The organism is Streptomyces roseicoloratus, from assembly GCF_004117935.1.
Classification (GTDB): Bacteria; Actinomycetota; Actinomycetes; order Streptomycetales; family Streptomycetaceae; genus Streptomyces; species Streptomyces roseicoloratus.
Genome location: NZ_SDOY01000135.1, coordinates 19,180 through 34,919, shown reverse-complemented (window position 1 = coordinate 34,919; position 15,740 = coordinate 19,180). Strand labels below are relative to the sequence as shown.

Genomic DNA, 15,740 nt, shown 5'->3' with positions numbered 1-15,740 from the left:
GCCGACGGGTCGTACGGGGGATGGGGAGGGCTGCTCAGCCCGTCGGGCACCGCGGGTGCCGGGCCGGGCTCCCCTCCCCCACCTGGGCACACTTCCGCTCCGATGCAGTACGTTCGGGACATGTCCAAGGCCGCGAAGACACCCCGTGCCACGTCCACGCCCGACTCCCCGGAGAGCTCGGCGGGGACCCGCGCCGCCGCGCAGCGGCTGAAGATGCGCCGGGAGCTGGCCGCCGCGGCGATGGAGCTGTTCGCCACCAAGGGCTACGAGGCCACGACCGTCGACGAGATCGCGGCGGCGGCCGGGGTGGCCCGGCGGACCTTCTTCCGGCACTTCCGCTCCAAGGAAGAGGCGATCTTCCCGGACCACGACGACACCCTGGTGCGCGCCGAGGCGGTGCTGAACGCGGCCTCGCCGCACGAGCACCCGCTCGACACGGTGTGCCGGGGCATCAAGGAGGTCATGAAGATGTACGCGGGCTCGCCCGCGGTCTCCGTGGCCCGGTACCGGCTCACCCGCGAGGTCCCGACGCTGCGGGAGCGCGAGATCGCCTCGGTGGCCCGCTACGAGCGCCTGTTCACCCGCTATCTCCTCGGTCACTTCGACGAGCGCGACCACCACGACGGCAACGACGACCCGCTGCTCGCGGAGGTGGCCGCCTCCGCGGTGGTCACCGCGCACAACCACGTGCTGCGGCGCTGGCTGCGTGCGGGCGGCCAGGGCGACGTGGAGGCGCAGCTGGACCACGCCTTCGCGATCGTGCGGGAGACCTTCGGCTCGGGCATAGGCGCCCGGCCGGCGGCGCCCGGCGGTCCGGCCGCCTCCGAGCCGGCCGCCCCGGCTCCGGCCGTCCCGTCCGGCCCCGCCGCCACCGCCTCCACGACGGGTGACGTGGTGGTCGCCGTCGCCCGAACGGACGCATCGCTCGACGAGGTGATGCGGACCATCCAGGAGGCGTTGAAGAAGGGCTGACCGCCCGCGACACCGCTCCACGACGAGGGTCGCCCCCGGATTCCGGGGGCGGCCCTCGTCGCGTCCGGCGGCGTATACGCCCAGTTCAGGGGCATTTTCGATCGATCATCGCTCATCCGTGACCGGCAGATGGCATCTGAGTGAAATTGTTGGCACGCAGTGCCTTGTCAGGTGACACGGCGTGCCATACGTTGATGCTGTCCGGGCGGCCGGCGCGCAGAGATCACCTCGTGCGCCGGCTGTCCCCACAAGCGATCCTGCTCGTGCGCCCGGACGCCTGCGTCACAGGCACCTCCTGCGCCCCACCACGGCGCCGCCACAGCACCACCGCGCCGAACCGACGGCACACCTCCACAGCACCACACCCCGACGTAACCCTCAGCGCGTCCCCCCGGACGCCGCACCGCCGGAGGCATCCCGTGAAGGACATCCTGGACGCGATCCAGTCGCCCGACTCCACCTCGGCCGACTTCGCCAACCTCAAGCTCCCCGAGTCGTACCGCGCCGTGACCGTCCACAAGGACGAGGCGGAGATGTTCACCGGGGTGGCCAGCCGCGACAAGGACCCGCGCAAGTCGCTCCACCTGGACGAGGTCCCGCTGCCCGAGCTCGGCCCGGGCGAGGCCCTCGTCGCCGTCATGGCCAGCTCCGTGAACTACAACTCGGTGTGGACCTCGATCTTCGAGCCGGTGTCGACCTTCGGCTTCCTGGAGCGCTACGGCCGCCTCTCGGAGCTCACCAAGCGCCACGACCTGCCCTACCACATCATCGGCTCCGACCTCGCGGGCGTCGTCCTGCGCACCGGCCCGGGCGTCAACGCCTGGCAGCCCGGCGACGAGGTCGTCGCGCACTGCCTGAGCGTGGAGCTGGAGTCCTCGGACGGCCACAACGACACGATGCTCGACCCCGAGCAGCGCATCTGGGGCTTCGAGACCAACTTCGGCGGCCTGGCCGAGATCGCCCTGGTCAAGTCCAACCAGCTGATGCCCAAGCCGGACCACCTGAGCTGGGAGGAGGCCGCGGCCCCCGGCCTGGTGAACTCCACCGCGTACCGCCAGCTGGTCTCCCGCAACGGCGCCGGGATGAAGCAGGGCGACAACGTCCTGATCTGGGGCGCGAGCGGCGGCCTCGGCTCGTACGCCACCCAGTTCGCGCTGGCCGGCGGCGCCAACCCGATCTGTGTCGTCTCCTCCCCCGAGAAGGCCGACATCTGCCGGTCCATGGGCGCCGAGGCGGTCATCGACCGCAACGCCGAGGGCTACAAGTTCTGGAAGGACGAGAACACCCAGGACCCGCGGGAGTGGAAGCGCTTCGGCTCCAAGATCCGCGAGCTCACCGGCGGCGAGGACATCGACATCGTCTTCGAGCACCCCGGGCGCGAGACCTTCGGCGCCTCGGTCTACGTCACCCGCAAGGGCGGCACCATCACCACCTGCGCCTCGACCTCGGGCTACATGCACCAGTACGACAACCGCTACCTGTGGATGTCGCTGAAGCGCATCATCGGCTCGCACTTCGCCAACTACCGCGAGGCGTGGGAGGCCAACCGTCTGATCGCCAAGGGCAAGATCCACCCCACCCTGTCCAAGGTCTACTCCCTGGAGGAGACCGGCCAGGCCGCCTACGACGTCCACCGCAACCTGCACCAGGGCAAGGTCGGCGTGCTCGCGCTCGCCCCGCAGGAGGGCCTCGGCGTGCGGAACCCGGAGATGCGCGCCCGGCACATCGACGCCATCAACCGCTTCCGCAACATCTGACACCGCAACCTCTGACCCAGGGACCATAGATGACAGAGCGTCAGAAGGATCGGCCGTGGCTCATGCGGACCTACGCCGGTCACTCGACCGCCGAGGCGTCGAACGAGCTCTACCGGCGTAACCTCGCCAAGGGCCAGACCGGCCTCTCGGTCGCGTTCGACCTGCCCACGCAGACCGGCTACGACCCGGACCACATCCTCGCCCGTGGCGAGGTCGGCCGCGTCGGGGTTCCCGTCTCGCACGTCGGTGACATGCGGCGGCTGTTCCAGGACATCCCCCTGGAGCAGATGAACACCTCGATGACCATCAACGCCACCGCCATGTGGCTGCTGGCGCTCTACCAGGTGGTCGCCGAGGAGCAGGGTGCGGACATCACCCGGCTCCAGGGCACCACCCAGAACGACATCGTGAAGGAGTACCTGTCGCGCGGGACGCACGTCTTCCCGCCCGGCCCCTCGCTCCGCCTCACGACGGACATGATCGCGTACACGGTCAACCACATCCCGAAGTGGAACCCGATCAACATCTGCAGCTACCACCTGCAGGAGGCGGGCGCCACTCCGGTCCAGGAGATCTCGTACGCGATGTCCACCGCGATCGCGGTGCTCGACGCGGTGCGCGACTCGGGTCAGGTGCCCGAGGAGCGCTTCGGCGAGGTCGTCGCCCGTATCTCCTTCTTCGTGAACGCGGGCGTCCGCTTCGTCGAGGAGATGTGCAAGATGCGCGCCTTCGGCCGCATCTGGGACAAGATCACGCTCGAGCGGTACGGGATCGAGAACGCCAAGCAGCGGCGCTTCCGCTACGGCGTCCAGGTCAACTCGCTCGGCCTGACCGAGGCCCAGCCGGAGAACAACGTCCAGCGGATCGTCCTCGAGATGCTGGCCGTCACGCTGTCGAAGGACGCCCGCGCGCGTGCCGTCCAGCTGCCGGCCTGGAACGAGGCGCTCGGCCTGCCGCGCCCCTGGGACCAGCAGTGGTCGCTGCGCATCCAGCAGGTGCTCGCGCACGAGTCCGACCTCCTGGAGTACGAGGACATCTTCGCCGGCTCGCACGTCATCGAGGCCAAGGTGGACTCCCTGGTCACCGAGTGCCTGGCGGAGATCGACCGGATCCAGGAGATGGGCGGCGCCATGGCCGCCGTCGAGTCCGGCTACCTCAAGGCCCAGCTGGTCTCCTCGCACGCCGAGCGCCGCGCCCGGATCGAGTCGGGCGAGGAGAAGATCGTCGGCGTCAACATCTTCGAGACGACCGAGCCCAACCCGCTCACCGCCGACCTGGACACCGCCATCCAGACGGTCGACCCGGCGGTCGAGGCCCGTGTCGTGTCCGCCCTGAAGAACTGGCGCGACACCCGTTACCAGCCGCCCTTCAACCATCCGCGGCCCTGCAAGGCCCTGGAGCGGCTGAAGGAGGCCGCCAAGGGCACCGACAACCTCATGGAGGCCACCCTCGAGTGCGCCCGCGCCGGCGTCACCACCGGCGAGTGGGCCGGGGCGCTGCGCGAGGTCTTCGGCGAGTTCCGGGCCCCGACCGGTGTCTCCTCCGCCCCGGTGGCCGTCCCGGCCGAGGCGGGCTCGCCGCTCGCCGAGGTCCGCCGCAAGGTGGACCGCACCGCGCAGGACCTGGGCGTGGGCAAGCTGCGCTTCCTGGTCGGCAAGCCGGGCCTGGACGGCCACTCCAACGGCGCCGAGCAGATCGCCGTGCGGGCCCGCGACGCCGGGTTCGAGGTGGTCTACCAGGGCATCCGGCTGACGCCGGAGCAGATCGTGGACGCGGCCCTGGAGGAGGACGTGCACGCGGTCGGCCTGTCGATCCTCTCCGGCTCGCACGCCCAGCTCGTACCGGACGTCCTCGACCGCCTGCGGACGGCCGGCGCGGCGGACATCCCGGTCGTCGTGGGCGGGATCATCCCGAACGCGGACGCCGAGGAGCTCAGGGCGGCGGGCGTGGCCGCCGTCTTCACCCCGAAGGACTTCGGCATCACCGGGATCATCGGCCGTATCGTCGACGAGATCCGCAAAGCCAACCAGCTCAGCCCCCTTGAAAGTACGGAGGTCCCCGCATGACCAGCACGCCCGCTTCCCCCGTGAACCGCCTGCGCCCGCGTCGTTCGTGCCTCGCGGTGCCCGGCTCCAACCCGCGGTTCCTGGAGAAGGCCCAGGGCCTGGCGGCCGACCAGGTCTTCCTGGACCTCGAGGACGCCTGCGCGCCGCTGGCCAAGCCGGAGGCCCGGCACACCATCGTGAAGTTCCTCAACGAGGGCGACTGGACCGGCAAGACCCGGGTCGTGCGGGTCAACGACTGGACGACCCACTGGACCTACCGCGACGTCGTCACGGTGGTCGAGGGCGCCGGCCAGAACCTCGACTGCATCATGCTGCCGAAGGTCCAGGACGCCCAGCAGATCGTCGCGCTCGACCTGCTCCTGACCCAGATCGAGAAGACCATGGGCTTCGAGGTCGGCAAGATCGGCATCGAGGCGCAGATCGAGAACGCCCAGGGCCTCGTCAACGTCAACGCGATCGCCCAGGCCTCGCAGCGCGTCGAGACGATCATCTTCGGCCCGGCCGACTTCATGGCCTCCATCAACATGAAGTCGCTGGTCGTCGGCGAGCAGCCGCCCGGCTACCCGGCGGACGCGTACCACCACATCCTGATGAGCATCCTGATGGCCGCCCGCGCCAACAACCTCCAGGCGATCGACGGCCCCTACCTGCAGATCCGCAACCCGGAGGGCTACAAGGCCGTCGCGCAGCGCGCCGCCGCCCTCGGCTTCGACGGCAAGTGGGTGCTGCACCCGGACCAGGTCGCCGCGGCGAACGAGATCTTCTCGCCCTCGCAGGAGGACTTCGACCACGCCGAGCTGATCCTCGACGCGTACGACTACTACACGTCCGAGGCCGGCGGGAAGAAGGGCTCCGCGATGCTCGGCGACGAGATGATCGACGAGGCCTCCCGCAAGATGGCCCTGGTCATCTCCGGCAAGGGCCGCGCCGCCGGCATGCAGCGCACCAGCAAGTTCGAGATCCCGGAGGCCTGAGTCCGATGCAGTTCGGCCGCACCTACGAAGAGTTCGAGATCGGCGCCGTCTACAAGCACTGGCCCGGAAAGACGGTCACCGAGTACGACGACCACCTCTTCTGTCTGCTGACGATGAACCACCACCCGCTTCACATGGACGTGAATTACGCGGAGAACACGACGGACTTCAAGAAGAACGTCGTCGTCGGCAACTACATCTACTCGCTGCTGCTCGGCATGTCCGTGCCGGACGTCTCCGGCAAGGCCATCGCCAACCTGGAGATCGAGTCGCTGCGGCACGTGGCGCCGACCTTCCACGGCGACACCATCTACGGCGAGACCACCGTCCTCGACAAGACGCCGTCGAAGTCGAAGAGCGACCGCGGCATCGTCTACGTCGAGACCAAGGGCTACAAGCAGGACGGCACCCTGGTGTGCGTCTTCCGCCGCAAGGTCATGGTCCCGACCGCCGAGTACATCGACGCGCGCGGCGGCGAACAGCCCGGCCGGCCGGAGCTGAAGGAACAGGGGAAGTAGTCATGGCGCGACTCGCCCAGACCCACGGTCTGACCGACGTCCAGCAGGAGATCCTCTCCACGGTCCGCGACTTCGTGGACAAGGAGATCATCCCGGTCGCCACGGAGCTCGAGCACCGCGACGAGTACCCCCAGCAGATCGTCGACGGGCTCAAGGAGCTCGGCGTCTTCGGTCTGATGATCCCCGAGGAGTACGGCGGCCTGGGTGAGTCCCTGCTCACCTACGCGCTGTGCGTGGAGGAGATCGCCCGCGGCTGGATGTCGGTGTCCGGCATCATCAACACCCACTTCATCGTCGCGTACATGCTGAAGCAGCACGGCACCCAGGAGCAGAAGGAGTACTTCCTTCCGCGGATGGCGGCCGGCGAGGTGCGCGGTGCCTTCTCGATGTCGGAGCCGGGTCTCGGCTCGGATGTGTCGGCGATCACGTCGAAGGCGGTGAAGGACGGCGACGAGTACGTCCTGAACGGCCAGAAGATGTGGCTGACGAACGGTGGCACGTCAACGCTGGTCGCCGTTCTCGTCCGAAGTGACGAAGGACACCCCGAGGGCACCGCCCCGCACAAGTCGATGACGACCTTCCTCGTCGAGAAGGAGCCCGGCTTCGGAGAGGTCCGCCCCGGCCTCACCATCCCCGGCAAGATCGACAAGATGGGTTACAAGGGCGTCGACACGACCGAACTCATCATGGACGGACTGCGCATTCCGGCCAATCGCGTCCTCGGCGGGGTCACCGGCCGAGGGTTTTACCAAATGATGGACGGCGTGGAGGTCGGCCGCGTCAACGTGGCGGCCCGTGGTTGCGGCGTCGCGCAGCGTGCCTTCGAGCTGGGCGTCCAGTATGCCCAACAGCGTCACACTTTCGGAAAGCCGATCGCCCAGCACCAGGCGATTCAGTTCAAGCTGGCCGAGATGGCTACCAAGGTCGAGGCCGCTCATGCCATGATGGTGAACGCAGCACGCAAAAAGGACTCCGGGGAACGAAACGACCTCGAAGCAGGGATGGCGAAGTACCTCGCGTCCGAATACTGCAAGGAGGTCGTCGAGGACGCCTTCCGCATCCACGGCGGATACGGCTTCTCCAAGGAGTACGAGATCGAGCGTCTCTACCGCGAGGCGCCGATGCTGCTCATCGGCGAAGGTACCGCCGAGATCCAGAAAATGATCATTGGTCGTCGGCTGCTCGAGGAGTACCGCTTCCAGGGTTGATTGCGGCATTTGAGTCGGTTTGGCCGCGAAGAAGATCACACCCTGTGTTCGGCTTCCGGCCTCCGACTCGGCTTCTGGCTTGCCCAGTTGCGGCCCGCAACCGATAGCATCGCCGGAAAGCCGCCGTCCCCCGTTGCCCGTGCGGCATCATCCGCTACGAAGGTCATCCATGCCCCACAGCCAAACCTCTGCACACCGCGACAGCCTCAAGGGCGCACGCATCGCACGCGGAGCATCGCCGTGGCTTCTGCCGACCGTCGCCACCGCGGCGCTGAGCCTGGCGCGCGCCCGCAAGTCGACCGCCGCCAAGGCCGTCGCCGTGCCGGCCACCGCTCTCGCGGCCGGCATGCTGTGGTTCTTCCGCGACCCCGAGCGGGAGATCGCTCAGGGCCGGGTCATCTCGCCCGCCGACGGCGTGGTGCAGAGCATCATGCCGTGGAAGGACGGACGCACCCGCGTCGCCATCTTCATGAGCCCGCTGAACGTCCACGTCAACCGCGCGCCGCTGGCCGGCACGGTGACGTCCGTGGAGCACGTCCCCGGCGGCTTCGTGCCGGCGTTCAACAAGGAGAGCGAGAACAACGAGCGCGTTGTCTGGCACTTCGACACCGAGCTCGGTGACATCGAGATGGTCCAGATCGCGGGTGCCGTGGCGCGGCGGATCGTGCCGTACATCCCGCAGGGGACGAAGGTCGAGCAGGGTGACCGGATCGGACTGATCCGCTTCGGTTCGCGTGTCGACATCTACCTGCCGGAGGGTGTCGAGGTCGCGGTCGAGGTCGGTCAGCCCACGACCGCGGGGGTGACTCGCATTGACCGTGATTGATCCCGACACACGGGCGGCCGAATGGGTCGCCGAGGCGGACGAGGACGGCGTCGACGACGCCGAGGAGATGCCGCTGTCGATGAGGCTGTCCATAGCGGACGCCCTCACCCTCGGTAACGCCACGTGCGGCTTCATGGCGGTGTACTTCACCACCACGGGCATCCTCATCCCGCACCTCACGGGCAGCACGGAGACCGGCATGGCGCGCAACAGCGCCGCCACCGCCGTGATCCTCATGCTGGCCGCGGCGATCTTCGACCTGTTCGACGGCATCGTGGCGCGCAAGCTGCGCTCGTCCCCGATGGGCGCCGAGCTGGACAACCTGTCGGACCTGATCAGCTTCGGTCTGGCTCCGGCCTACTTCGTCCTCGTGTACGGCATGGTCACGCCCGGCGCGCAGCAGAAGGTCTCGGCGGTGGCCGCGATCGTGGTGCTGCTGGCCGTGGTGCTCAGGCTCGCGCGGTTCTCCTGCGTGACGATGAAGGACGGCATGTTCCAGGGCATGCCGAGCCCCTTCGGCGCGCTCACGGTCGTCTCGATCGTGCTCCTGGAGCTGCCGTTCATCCCGACGCTGCTCGCGATCATCGGGGTCGCGTGGCTGATGGTGAGCCGGGTCGAGTACCCGAAGCCGCGGGGCATCCTCGCGGTGGCGATGCTCAGCTGGATCATCGGCGCGATGGGCATGCTGGCGGCCTGGGCCTTCGACGCGCCGGGCGGAGCCTTCCTGCTCCAGACCGGCTGCGCCCTGCAGGTGGTGATGGGCGCCGTGATCCCCCTCTTCGCGACGGCCCGTCGGGTGAACACCTTCCGCGACAACCGGCGCGAGAGCCGGGAGGCGCGACAGGCGCAGGCGGCGCAGCTGCCGTAGCGGTACGCACGACATACGGGAAGGGCCCCGGACGCGGGAAGCGTCCGGGGCCCTTCGCGTGCGCGCGGAGGGCGGCTCAGACGGCGCCGAGCCGCTTGTAGTACAGGGTCGTGGGGCGCAGGGTGCCGCCCGGGTCGGCGGCGAAGTCGGGGATGACACCCGCGGCGGTCCACCCGGCCGTGCGGTACAGCCGCTCGGCGGGGCTGCCGGTCTCGGTGTCGAGGACGAGGAGCCGGAGGCCGGTCGCGGCGGCGTGCGCCTCCGCGGCGGCGAGCAGCCGGGCGCCGAGGCCCCGGCCGCGGGCGTCGCGGTGGACCACGAGGCGGGCGATCTCGCCGCGGTGCCGCCCGTTCGCCCTGGTGTCGCGGACCAGGGTCACGGCGCCCAGGACCTCGCCCCCGGCGCCGTACGCGGCCCAGACCTCCCGGCCGTCCGCGACCCCGGTCCACCAGGCGGCGGCCTCCGCGGGTTCCAGAGGCGCCAGGAAGCCGACGGAGGCCCCGCCGGCGACCGCGTCCACCAGGAGCGCGTCCAGCCCGCTAGAGGCCCGCTCGCGGACCTCCTGGGGCGTCAGACGCCGGATCCGGGCCGTGCGCGCACGGCCCGGCGGCCCGTCGTGCTCTTCGATCTCGTCGATCTTCTTGATCTTCTCGATCTTCTCGATCTCTTTGTGCTCTTCGATCTCTTCGATCTCTTCGGTGCGAGCGTCGTTCATGTGCCCGAGGCTCGCACCGGCGTGTTACGGCAGGATGTCGCCGCGCCCCCGGCGGGGGCTACGACAGGAAGTCCCGGGCGATGTCCGAGGCGACCCGCTCCAGGAGCGGGCCCGCGTTCGGGATGGACTTCGCCGGGTCCGGCTCCAGGGCGGAGAGCGGGTAGGCGCGGCGGATGCCGGCGGCGCCCAGGGCCTCCGGGGCCAGCGCGAGGCGGCCGCAGACCGCGACGACGTCCTTGCCGGCCGCGCGGGCGGCCGCGGCGACGCCCGCCGGGGCCTTGCCGTGCAGGGTCTGCTCGTCGAGGGAGCCCTCGCCGGTGATGACCAGGGTGGCGCGCTCCAGGGCCGGGGCGAAGCCCAGCACGTCCAGCATCAGCTCGATCCCGGGGCGGAAGCTCGCGCCGATGAGCAGCGCGCCGTAGCCGATGCCGCCCGCGCCGCCCGCGCCCGGGGACGCGGCGAGCTCGGCGGCCTGGGGGCCGATCGCCTTCTCCAGGACGCGCGCGTAGTGGGCGAGGGCCGCGTCGAGGGTCTCGACGTCCTCCGGGGAGGCGCCCTTCTGCGGGCCGTACACCGCGGCGCAGCCCTTCGGGCCGGTCAGCGGGTTGTCCACGTCGCTGGCGAGGACGAGCTCGACGTCGGCGAAGCGCGGGTCCAGCCCCGACAGGTCGGCGGAGGCGAGCCCGGCGAGGGCTCCGCCGCCGGGGCCGACCGGCTCGCCGTCGGCGTCGAGGAAACGCGCGCCGAGCGCGGCCAGCATGCCGGCGCCGCCGTCGGTCGTGGCGCTGCCGCCGACACCGAAGACGATCGAGGTGGCGCCCGCGTCGAGGGCGGCGCGCAGCAGCTCTCCGGAGCCGTACGTGGTGGCGGTGAGCGGGGCGAAGACCCCGGCGGGCAGCAGCTGGAGGCCGGAGGCTTCGGCCATCTCGACGACCGCGGTGGTCCCGCGCAGCGCGAACGCGGCCGTGACGGTGTCGCCGACCGGGCCGGTCACGGTGACCTCTCGCCGCTCGAACCCGGCCGCGACGGCCGCCGCCACGGTGCCGTCGCCGCCGTCGGCGACGGGCAGCGTCTCCACCTCGAGCTCCGGGACGACCCGTCGCAGCCCTGCTGTGACCCGCTCCGCGACCTGTACGGCCGTGAGCGAACCCTTGAACTTGTCGGCCGCGACGAGCACGCGTGCGACCTCAGTTACTGCTCCGTCCGTCACCTTGCATCCCTTGCTTTCGAACAGGCAGTCGCGCCGAGGCCGACCCTATCCGTAGGGCAAGACGGCGTGCCACCCCCTGATAAGGCGATATTCCGCACCATAGTGGGGCCACATGAGCACGGAACCGATCGATCGAACCTCCGGACCGAGCAGCGCGCCGGACCCCGGGCCGGACCGGAAGGTCATCGGCGTCGGCATGGCCGCCGTCGTGGCCGTGGTGGCCTGGGCGGCGCTCGGCAAGGACTCCTTCGACGACGCCTCGGACACGGCCCTGGGCTGGGTCCTCGACAACTTCGCCTGGCTGTTCGTGACGGCGGCGGACGTCTTCCTCGTCCTGTGCGTGGTGATCGCGCTGAGCCGGTTCGGCCGGATCAGGCTCGGCGCGGACGACTCGGAGCCCGAGTTCACCAACCTGGCGTGGATCGCGATGATGTTCAGCGCGGGCATGGGCATCGGCCTGATGTTCTACGGCGTCGGCGAACCGCTGCAGCACTATCTGAGCCCGCCGCCCGCTTCCGGGATCGAGCCGGGGACCGGCGCCGCGGCCCGGACCGCGATGGAGTACTCGTTCTTCCACTGGACCCTCACCCCGTGGGCCATCTACGGCACGGCGGGCCTCGCCCTCGCCTACGCGGGCTTCCGCAAGGGCCGCGGCAACACGCTGAGCGCGGCGTTCGTGCCGCTGATGGGCGAGCGCAGGGCGCGGTCCTGGCCGGGCAAGGCGATCGACCTGCTCGCGGTGTTCGCGACGGTCTTCGGCACGGCGACCAGCCTGGGTCTCGGAGCGCTCCAGGTGGCGGAGGGCCTCGACATCACCCTGGGCGTGGAGGCCTCCACGAGCACCGAGTTGATCATCATCGTGTCGCTCTCCGCGGCCTTCGTCCTCTCGGCGTTCTCGGGGCTGCACCGGGGCGTGAAGTGGCTGTCCACGCTGAACATCGCGCTCGCGGCCGCGCTGATGGTGTTCGTGTTCCTGTTCGGCCCGACCGTGTACGTCCTGGACACGATCCCGGCCTCGGTGGGCGGCTATCTGCACCAGCTGCTGCCGATGGCCAGCCGCACGGGCGCCTTCTCGGACCCGGAGTGGCTCGGCGCCTGGACGATCTTCTACTGGGCGTGGTGGCTGTCCTGGGCTCCGTTCGTCGGCACCTTCATCGCGCGGATCTCCCGGGGCCGCACCGTCCGCGAGTTCCTCGTCGGGGTGCTGCTCGTGCCCTCCGGTGCCACGGTCTTCTGGTTCTGCGTCATGGGCGGCACGGCGATCAGGCTCGAGTCGACGGGCGCGGCCGACCTGGCGGGCGCGGTGAAGGACGGCGCGGAGGCCTCGCTCTTCGCGATGCTGGACGCCCTGCCGATCGGCACGGTCACCTCGTACGTCGCGATGCTGCTGGTGATGACGTACTTCGTCACCAGCGCGGACTCGGCCTCGCTGGTGATGGGCTCGCTGACCAGCCGCGGCGCGCTGCACCCGTCGACCTGGCTGGTGGTCGTCTGGGGCGTCCTGATGGCCGCCGTCGCCGCCGTCCTGCTCGTCGCCGGTGGTCTGAACTCGCTGCAGACGGCGACGATCCTGGTGGCGCTGCCCTTCGTGCTCGTCATGCTGGGCCTGTGCTGGGCCCTCCTGAAGGAGCTGCGCGCCGACCCGGGCGCGGGCCCGGCCCGGCACCACGCGCTGCACGGCATGGGGGACGCGGTGCGGGCGATGGTCGGCGACGCGGTCGGCGGGCAGGGGCCCGCCCGCCACCACCGGCTCCGCCGCGCGGCGGAGCGCTGGCGCTCCGAGGGCGACGAGGAGCGGGAACGCGGCGGGAGCGGCGACCGGTGAGCGCTCCGGTGTCCGGCGGCGGCGGTCGCGTCGGGGAGGTGCCCGCCGGCGGCGGTCCCGTCGGGGAGGTGTCCGCCGGCGAGCGTCCGCCGGCGGACGCCGGCCGGGCGGAGGGCGAGTGATCGCACGGGCCCGGTGGGCGGGTCGGCGCGCGGCCCGGCGCCCGGTCGGCTAGACCGGACCCATGGGGCAGCTGAAGCACAGTGAACTCGCCGACCGGATCCTCGGCGGGTGGACGGGGCGGATCGCCGGGAACATGCTCGGCAAGCCGGTCGAACGCGGCGACCACTGGACGCCCGAGCGGATCGACTCCTATCTGCGGTTGACCGACGCCCTGCCGCTGACCGACTACCTGCCTCCGCCTCCCGCCGCCGGCGCCGACGGCTTCGAGCTGCGCCCCGAGTGGCCGCAGTGCGTGCGCGGCCGGGTCAACGGCAGCTGCCGGGACGACGACATCGACTACACGATCCTGGGCCTGCACCTCCTGGAGACCCGCGGCTTCGCGTTCAGCACCGAACAGGTCGGCGAGCACTGGCTGCTGCGGCTGCCGTACCTGCAGACGTTCACGGCGGAGCGGGTGGCCTACCGCAACCTCGCCAACGGTCTGAAGCCTCCGCTGACCGCCACCTACGACAACCCGTACCAGGAGTGGATCGGCGCCCTGATCAGGGCGGACGTGTACGGCTGGACCTCGCCGGGCGACCCCCGCCGGGCCGCGTCGCTGGCCCGGCGCGACGCGGTGCTCTCCCACACGGGCAACGGGGTGTACGGCGCGATGTGGGCGGCGGCCCTGGTCGCCGCCGCGTTCACGGCGCCCGACGTGCGCTCCGCGCTGTCCGTCGCGCTGGAACGCGTCCCGGCGGGCAGCCGCCTCGCCAGGACCGTGCGGCACACCATGGCGCTGCACGAGGCGGGCGTGGAGTGGTCCGAGGCGCTGGCCGAGCTGTCCCGGCAGACCGGCTCCCTCGGCTGGATCCACACGGTCCCGAACGCGGCGGTGCTCACCGCCGGACTGCTGTACGGCGAGGGCGACTTCACCCGCACCATCGCGCTGACCGTACGCGGCGGCCTGGACACCGACTCCAACGGCGCCACGGCCGGGTCCGTGGCCGGGGTGCTGTGCGGGGCCGCGGCGATCCCGCCGCAATGGTCCGAGCCGCTGCGGGACCGGGTGCGCAGCGCGGTGGCGGGCTTCGACGGCTCCCGGATCAGCGAGCTGGCGGAGCGGACGGTACGGCTGGCTACGCTGACGGGATGACGACCTCCGAATACGCCACGTACATCGCGGGACTCCCCCGGATCCTGGCCGCTGCCGCCACCCTCTTCCGGGACGCGGACGGCCGCGTCCTGCTCGTCGAGCCGAACTACCGGGAGGGCTGGGCCCTGCCGGGCGGAACGATCGAGTCCGACGCGGGCGAGACGCCCCGCGCGGGCGCCCGGCGCGAGACGGCCGAGGAGATCGGCCTCGACGTGGAGCCGGGCGCACTGCTCGTGGTCGACTGGGCGCCGGGCCCCGGCCGTCCGCCGATCGTGGCGTACCTGTACGACGGCGGGGTGCTGTCCGGCGAGCGGCTCGCGGCGATCCGGCTCCAGGAGGAGGAGCTGCTCTCCTGGAAGCTGGTGGAACCGTCGGAGCTGTCCGCCCATCTGCCGAACGGCTTGGCCCTGCGGGTGAGCGCGGCCCTGGGTGCGCTCAAGGACGGCCGCGGCCCGGTGGAGCTGGAGAACGGCAGGCCGGTGCGGGCGTAGGCCGTCGCTCGTGGATCGTGACCGGGGTCCGAGGGAGCCCGCCCGGGCGGGCTCAGCCCTGCTCGGGCTCAGGGGGGACGAGGCGGCCGGTGCGCACGGACTCGTCGCGGGAGGCGGTGCGGGCCTCGGTGCGGTGTCCGCGGGCGATGTAGTCGCGGACGACCGTCTCGACGGCGTCCTGCGGGTTGCCGATGCCGGCGAGGACCATGACCTCGACCACGAGTTCGGCGTCGAGGGAGATGCTGACCTTGGCCATGCGGGCGAACCTAGCACCAGGAAACCGCCTCGCGGGAGCCCCGTCGGCCCGCCTACCCTCGCGGCATGACCATGGTGGCGATTCTCAGCGGTGCCGGCATCTCCACGGACTCGGGCATTCCCGACTACCGGGGACCCGCCGGAATGTGGCGCCGTGACCCCGAGGCCGAGCGGCTCGTCACCTACGGGCCCTACATGGCCGACCCGGAGATCCGCCGCCGCTCGTGGCGGATGCGGCTCGACCTGTCGGCCCTCCGCGCCGAGCCGAACGTCGCGCACCACGCCGTCGCGGCCTACGAGAAGACCGGCAACGCGCTGCGGGTGATCACCCAGAACGTCGACGGTCTGCACCAGGCCGCCGGTGTGCCGGAGCGCAAGGTGCTCGAACTCCACGGCTCGGCACGGTCGGTGGTGTGCACGGCCTGTCACGCCCGCTCGTCGATGGACGAGGCCCTGGAGCGGGTGACGGCCGGCGAGGACGACCCGGCGTGCCGGACGTGCGGCGGCATCCTGAAGGCGGCGACGGTGATGTTCGGGCAGCGTCTCGATCCGAAGGTGCTGGGCGACGCGATGTCCATCGCGAAGGCCGCGCAGGTGTTCGTCGCGGTCGGCACCAGCCTCCAGGTGCAGCCGGCGGCCTCGCTCGCCGGGATGGCGGCGGAGAACGGCGCCCGGCTGATCATCGTGAACGCCGAGCCGACGCCGTACGACGCGATCGCGGACGAGGTCGTGCGCGAGCCGATCGGCACGGCGCTGCCCTCGCTGCTCGAACGTCTCCGCTGAACGGCGGGGCCGCG

Annotated in this window: 15 protein-coding genes; 12 read left to right on the top strand and 3 right to left on the bottom strand. The window is 70.9% G+C overall.

Translation table 11 applies throughout. The features are described from left to right. Positions 1-120 precede the first annotated feature (120 nt). The 8 genes from ESG85_RS20825 to pssA all read left to right on the top strand — a co-directional run bounded on the left by ESG85_RS20825 (position 121) and on the right by pssA (position 9,189). The gene (locus ESG85_RS20825) at positions 121-972 is read left to right on the top strand and encodes a TetR family transcriptional regulator (protein ID WP_181019079.1); all 852 of its coding nucleotides are present in this window, start codon (positions 121-123) and stop codon (positions 970-972) included. A 419-nt stretch (positions 973-1,391) separates the two neighbouring features. Continuing rightward, on the top strand, positions 1,392-2,729 hold the full coding sequence (gene ccrA / locus ESG85_RS20820) for a crotonyl-CoA carboxylase/reductase (protein ID WP_128981451.1): 1,338 nt from the start codon (positions 1,392-1,394) through the stop codon (positions 2,727-2,729). A gap of 29 nt (positions 2,730-2,758) precedes the next feature. Beyond that, on the top strand, positions 2,759-4,795 hold the full coding sequence (locus tag ESG85_RS20815) for a protein meaA (protein WP_128981449.1): 2,037 nt from the start codon (positions 2,759-2,761) through the stop codon (positions 4,793-4,795). After that, positions 4,792-5,769 (top strand): HpcH/HpaI aldolase/citrate lyase family protein, encoded by a 978-nt coding sequence (locus ESG85_RS20810; RefSeq protein ID WP_128981447.1) that lies wholly within the window; start codon positions 4,792-4,794, stop codon positions 5,767-5,769. The genes ESG85_RS20815 and ESG85_RS20810 overlap by 4 nt, the downstream gene beginning before the upstream one ends. Positions 5,770-5,774: 5 nt before the next feature. Continuing rightward, complete coding sequence (locus tag ESG85_RS20805) at positions 5,775-6,287, top strand: MaoC family dehydratase (protein WP_128981445.1); 513 nt, start codon at positions 5,775-5,777, stop codon at positions 6,285-6,287. A 2-nt stretch (positions 6,288-6,289) separates the two neighbouring features. Beyond that, positions 6,290-7,495 (top strand): acyl-CoA dehydrogenase family protein, encoded by a 1,206-nt coding sequence (locus tag ESG85_RS20800; protein WP_128981443.1) that lies wholly within the window; start codon positions 6,290-6,292, stop codon positions 7,493-7,495. A 169-nt stretch (positions 7,496-7,664) separates the two neighbouring features. Next, positions 7,665-8,321, top strand: coding sequence for a phosphatidylserine decarboxylase (locus ESG85_RS20795; protein WP_128981441.1), 657 nt, complete (start codon positions 7,665-7,667; stop codon positions 8,319-8,321). Next, positions 8,314-9,189 (top strand): CDP-diacylglycerol--serine O-phosphatidyltransferase, encoded by an 876-nt coding sequence (gene pssA / locus ESG85_RS20790; RefSeq protein ID WP_128981439.1) that lies wholly within the window; start codon positions 8,314-8,316, stop codon positions 9,187-9,189. The genes ESG85_RS20795 and pssA overlap by 8 nt, the downstream gene beginning before the upstream one ends. 76 nt (positions 9,190-9,265) lie before the next feature. Here pssA and ESG85_RS20785 read toward each other — a convergent pair whose 3' ends face one another. Beyond that, positions 9,266-9,904, bottom strand: a complete 639-nt coding sequence (locus ESG85_RS20785; protein ID WP_181019078.1) for a GNAT family N-acetyltransferase — start codon at positions 9,902-9,904, stop codon at positions 9,266-9,268. Positions 9,905-9,962: 58 nt separating this feature from the next. Then, entirely contained in the window at positions 9,963-11,114 is a 1,152-nt protein-coding gene (locus tag ESG85_RS20780) for a glycerate kinase (RefSeq protein ID WP_128981437.1), read from the bottom strand. Between the two features lie 112 nt (positions 11,115-11,226). Between ESG85_RS20780 and ESG85_RS20775 the strand changes: the two genes are divergently transcribed. From ESG85_RS20775 to ESG85_RS20765, 3 genes are all read left to right on the top strand, one after another. Continuing rightward, on the top strand, positions 11,227-12,939 hold the full coding sequence (locus ESG85_RS20775; protein WP_128981435.1) for a BCCT family transporter: 1,713 nt from the start codon (positions 11,227-11,229) through the stop codon (positions 12,937-12,939). Positions 12,940-13,123: 184 nt separating this feature from the next. Beyond that, complete coding sequence (locus tag ESG85_RS20770) at positions 13,124-14,197, top strand: ADP-ribosylglycohydrolase family protein (RefSeq protein ID WP_128981433.1); 1,074 nt, start codon at positions 13,124-13,126, stop codon at positions 14,195-14,197. Continuing rightward, positions 14,194-14,688, top strand: coding sequence for an NUDIX domain-containing protein (locus tag ESG85_RS20765; RefSeq protein WP_128981431.1), 495 nt, complete (start codon positions 14,194-14,196; stop codon positions 14,686-14,688). The genes ESG85_RS20770 and ESG85_RS20765 overlap by 4 nt, the downstream gene beginning before the upstream one ends. Positions 14,689-14,740: 52 nt before the next feature. Here ESG85_RS20765 and ESG85_RS20760 read toward each other — a convergent pair whose 3' ends face one another. Beyond that, positions 14,741-14,944, bottom strand: a complete 204-nt coding sequence (locus ESG85_RS20760) for a DUF2191 domain-containing protein (RefSeq protein ID WP_128981429.1) — start codon at positions 14,942-14,944, stop codon at positions 14,741-14,743. Positions 14,945-15,009: 65 nt separating this feature from the next. On the opposite strand from ESG85_RS20760, the gene ESG85_RS20755 reads away from it, so the two are divergent. Continuing rightward, complete coding sequence (locus tag ESG85_RS20755) at positions 15,010-15,726, top strand: SIR2 family NAD-dependent protein deacylase (RefSeq protein ID WP_128981428.1); 717 nt, start codon at positions 15,010-15,012, stop codon at positions 15,724-15,726. Positions 15,727-15,740 lie beyond the last annotated feature (14 nt).

Bases quoted from the DNA above. Each gene is read 5' to 3' on its own strand.
- ESG85_RS20825 (WP_181019079.1), top strand. From the start codon at position 121: ATGTCCAAGGCCGCGAAGACACCCCGTGCCACGTCCACGCCCGACTCC.
- ESG85_RS20815 (WP_128981449.1), top strand. From the start codon at position 2,759: ATGACAGAGCGTCAGAAGGATCGGCCGTGGCTCATGCGGACCTACGCC.
- ESG85_RS20810 (WP_128981447.1), top strand. From the start codon at position 4,792: ATGACCAGCACGCCCGCTTCCCCCGTGAACCGCCTGCGCCCGCGTCGT.
- ESG85_RS20805 (WP_128981445.1), top strand. From the start codon at position 5,775: ATGCAGTTCGGCCGCACCTACGAAGAGTTCGAGATCGGCGCCGTCTAC.
- ESG85_RS20800 (WP_128981443.1), top strand. From the start codon at position 6,290: ATGGCGCGACTCGCCCAGACCCACGGTCTGACCGACGTCCAGCAGGAG.
- ESG85_RS20795 (WP_128981441.1), top strand. From the start codon at position 7,665: ATGCCCCACAGCCAAACCTCTGCACACCGCGACAGCCTCAAGGGCGCA.
- ESG85_RS20785 (WP_181019078.1), bottom strand. From the start codon at position 9,904: ATGAACGACGCTCGCACCGAAGAGATCGAAGAGATCGAAGAGCACAAA.
- ESG85_RS20775 (WP_128981435.1), top strand. From the start codon at position 11,227: ATGAGCACGGAACCGATCGATCGAACCTCCGGACCGAGCAGCGCGCCG.
- ESG85_RS20770 (WP_128981433.1), top strand. From the start codon at position 13,124: ATGGGGCAGCTGAAGCACAGTGAACTCGCCGACCGGATCCTCGGCGGG.
- ESG85_RS20765 (WP_128981431.1), top strand. From the start codon at position 14,194: ATGACGACCTCCGAATACGCCACGTACATCGCGGGACTCCCCCGGATC.
- ESG85_RS20760 (WP_128981429.1), bottom strand. From the start codon at position 14,944: ATGGCCAAGGTCAGCATCTCCCTCGACGCCGAACTCGTGGTCGAGGTC.
- ESG85_RS20755 (WP_128981428.1), top strand. From the start codon at position 15,010: ATGACCATGGTGGCGATTCTCAGCGGTGCCGGCATCTCCACGGACTCG.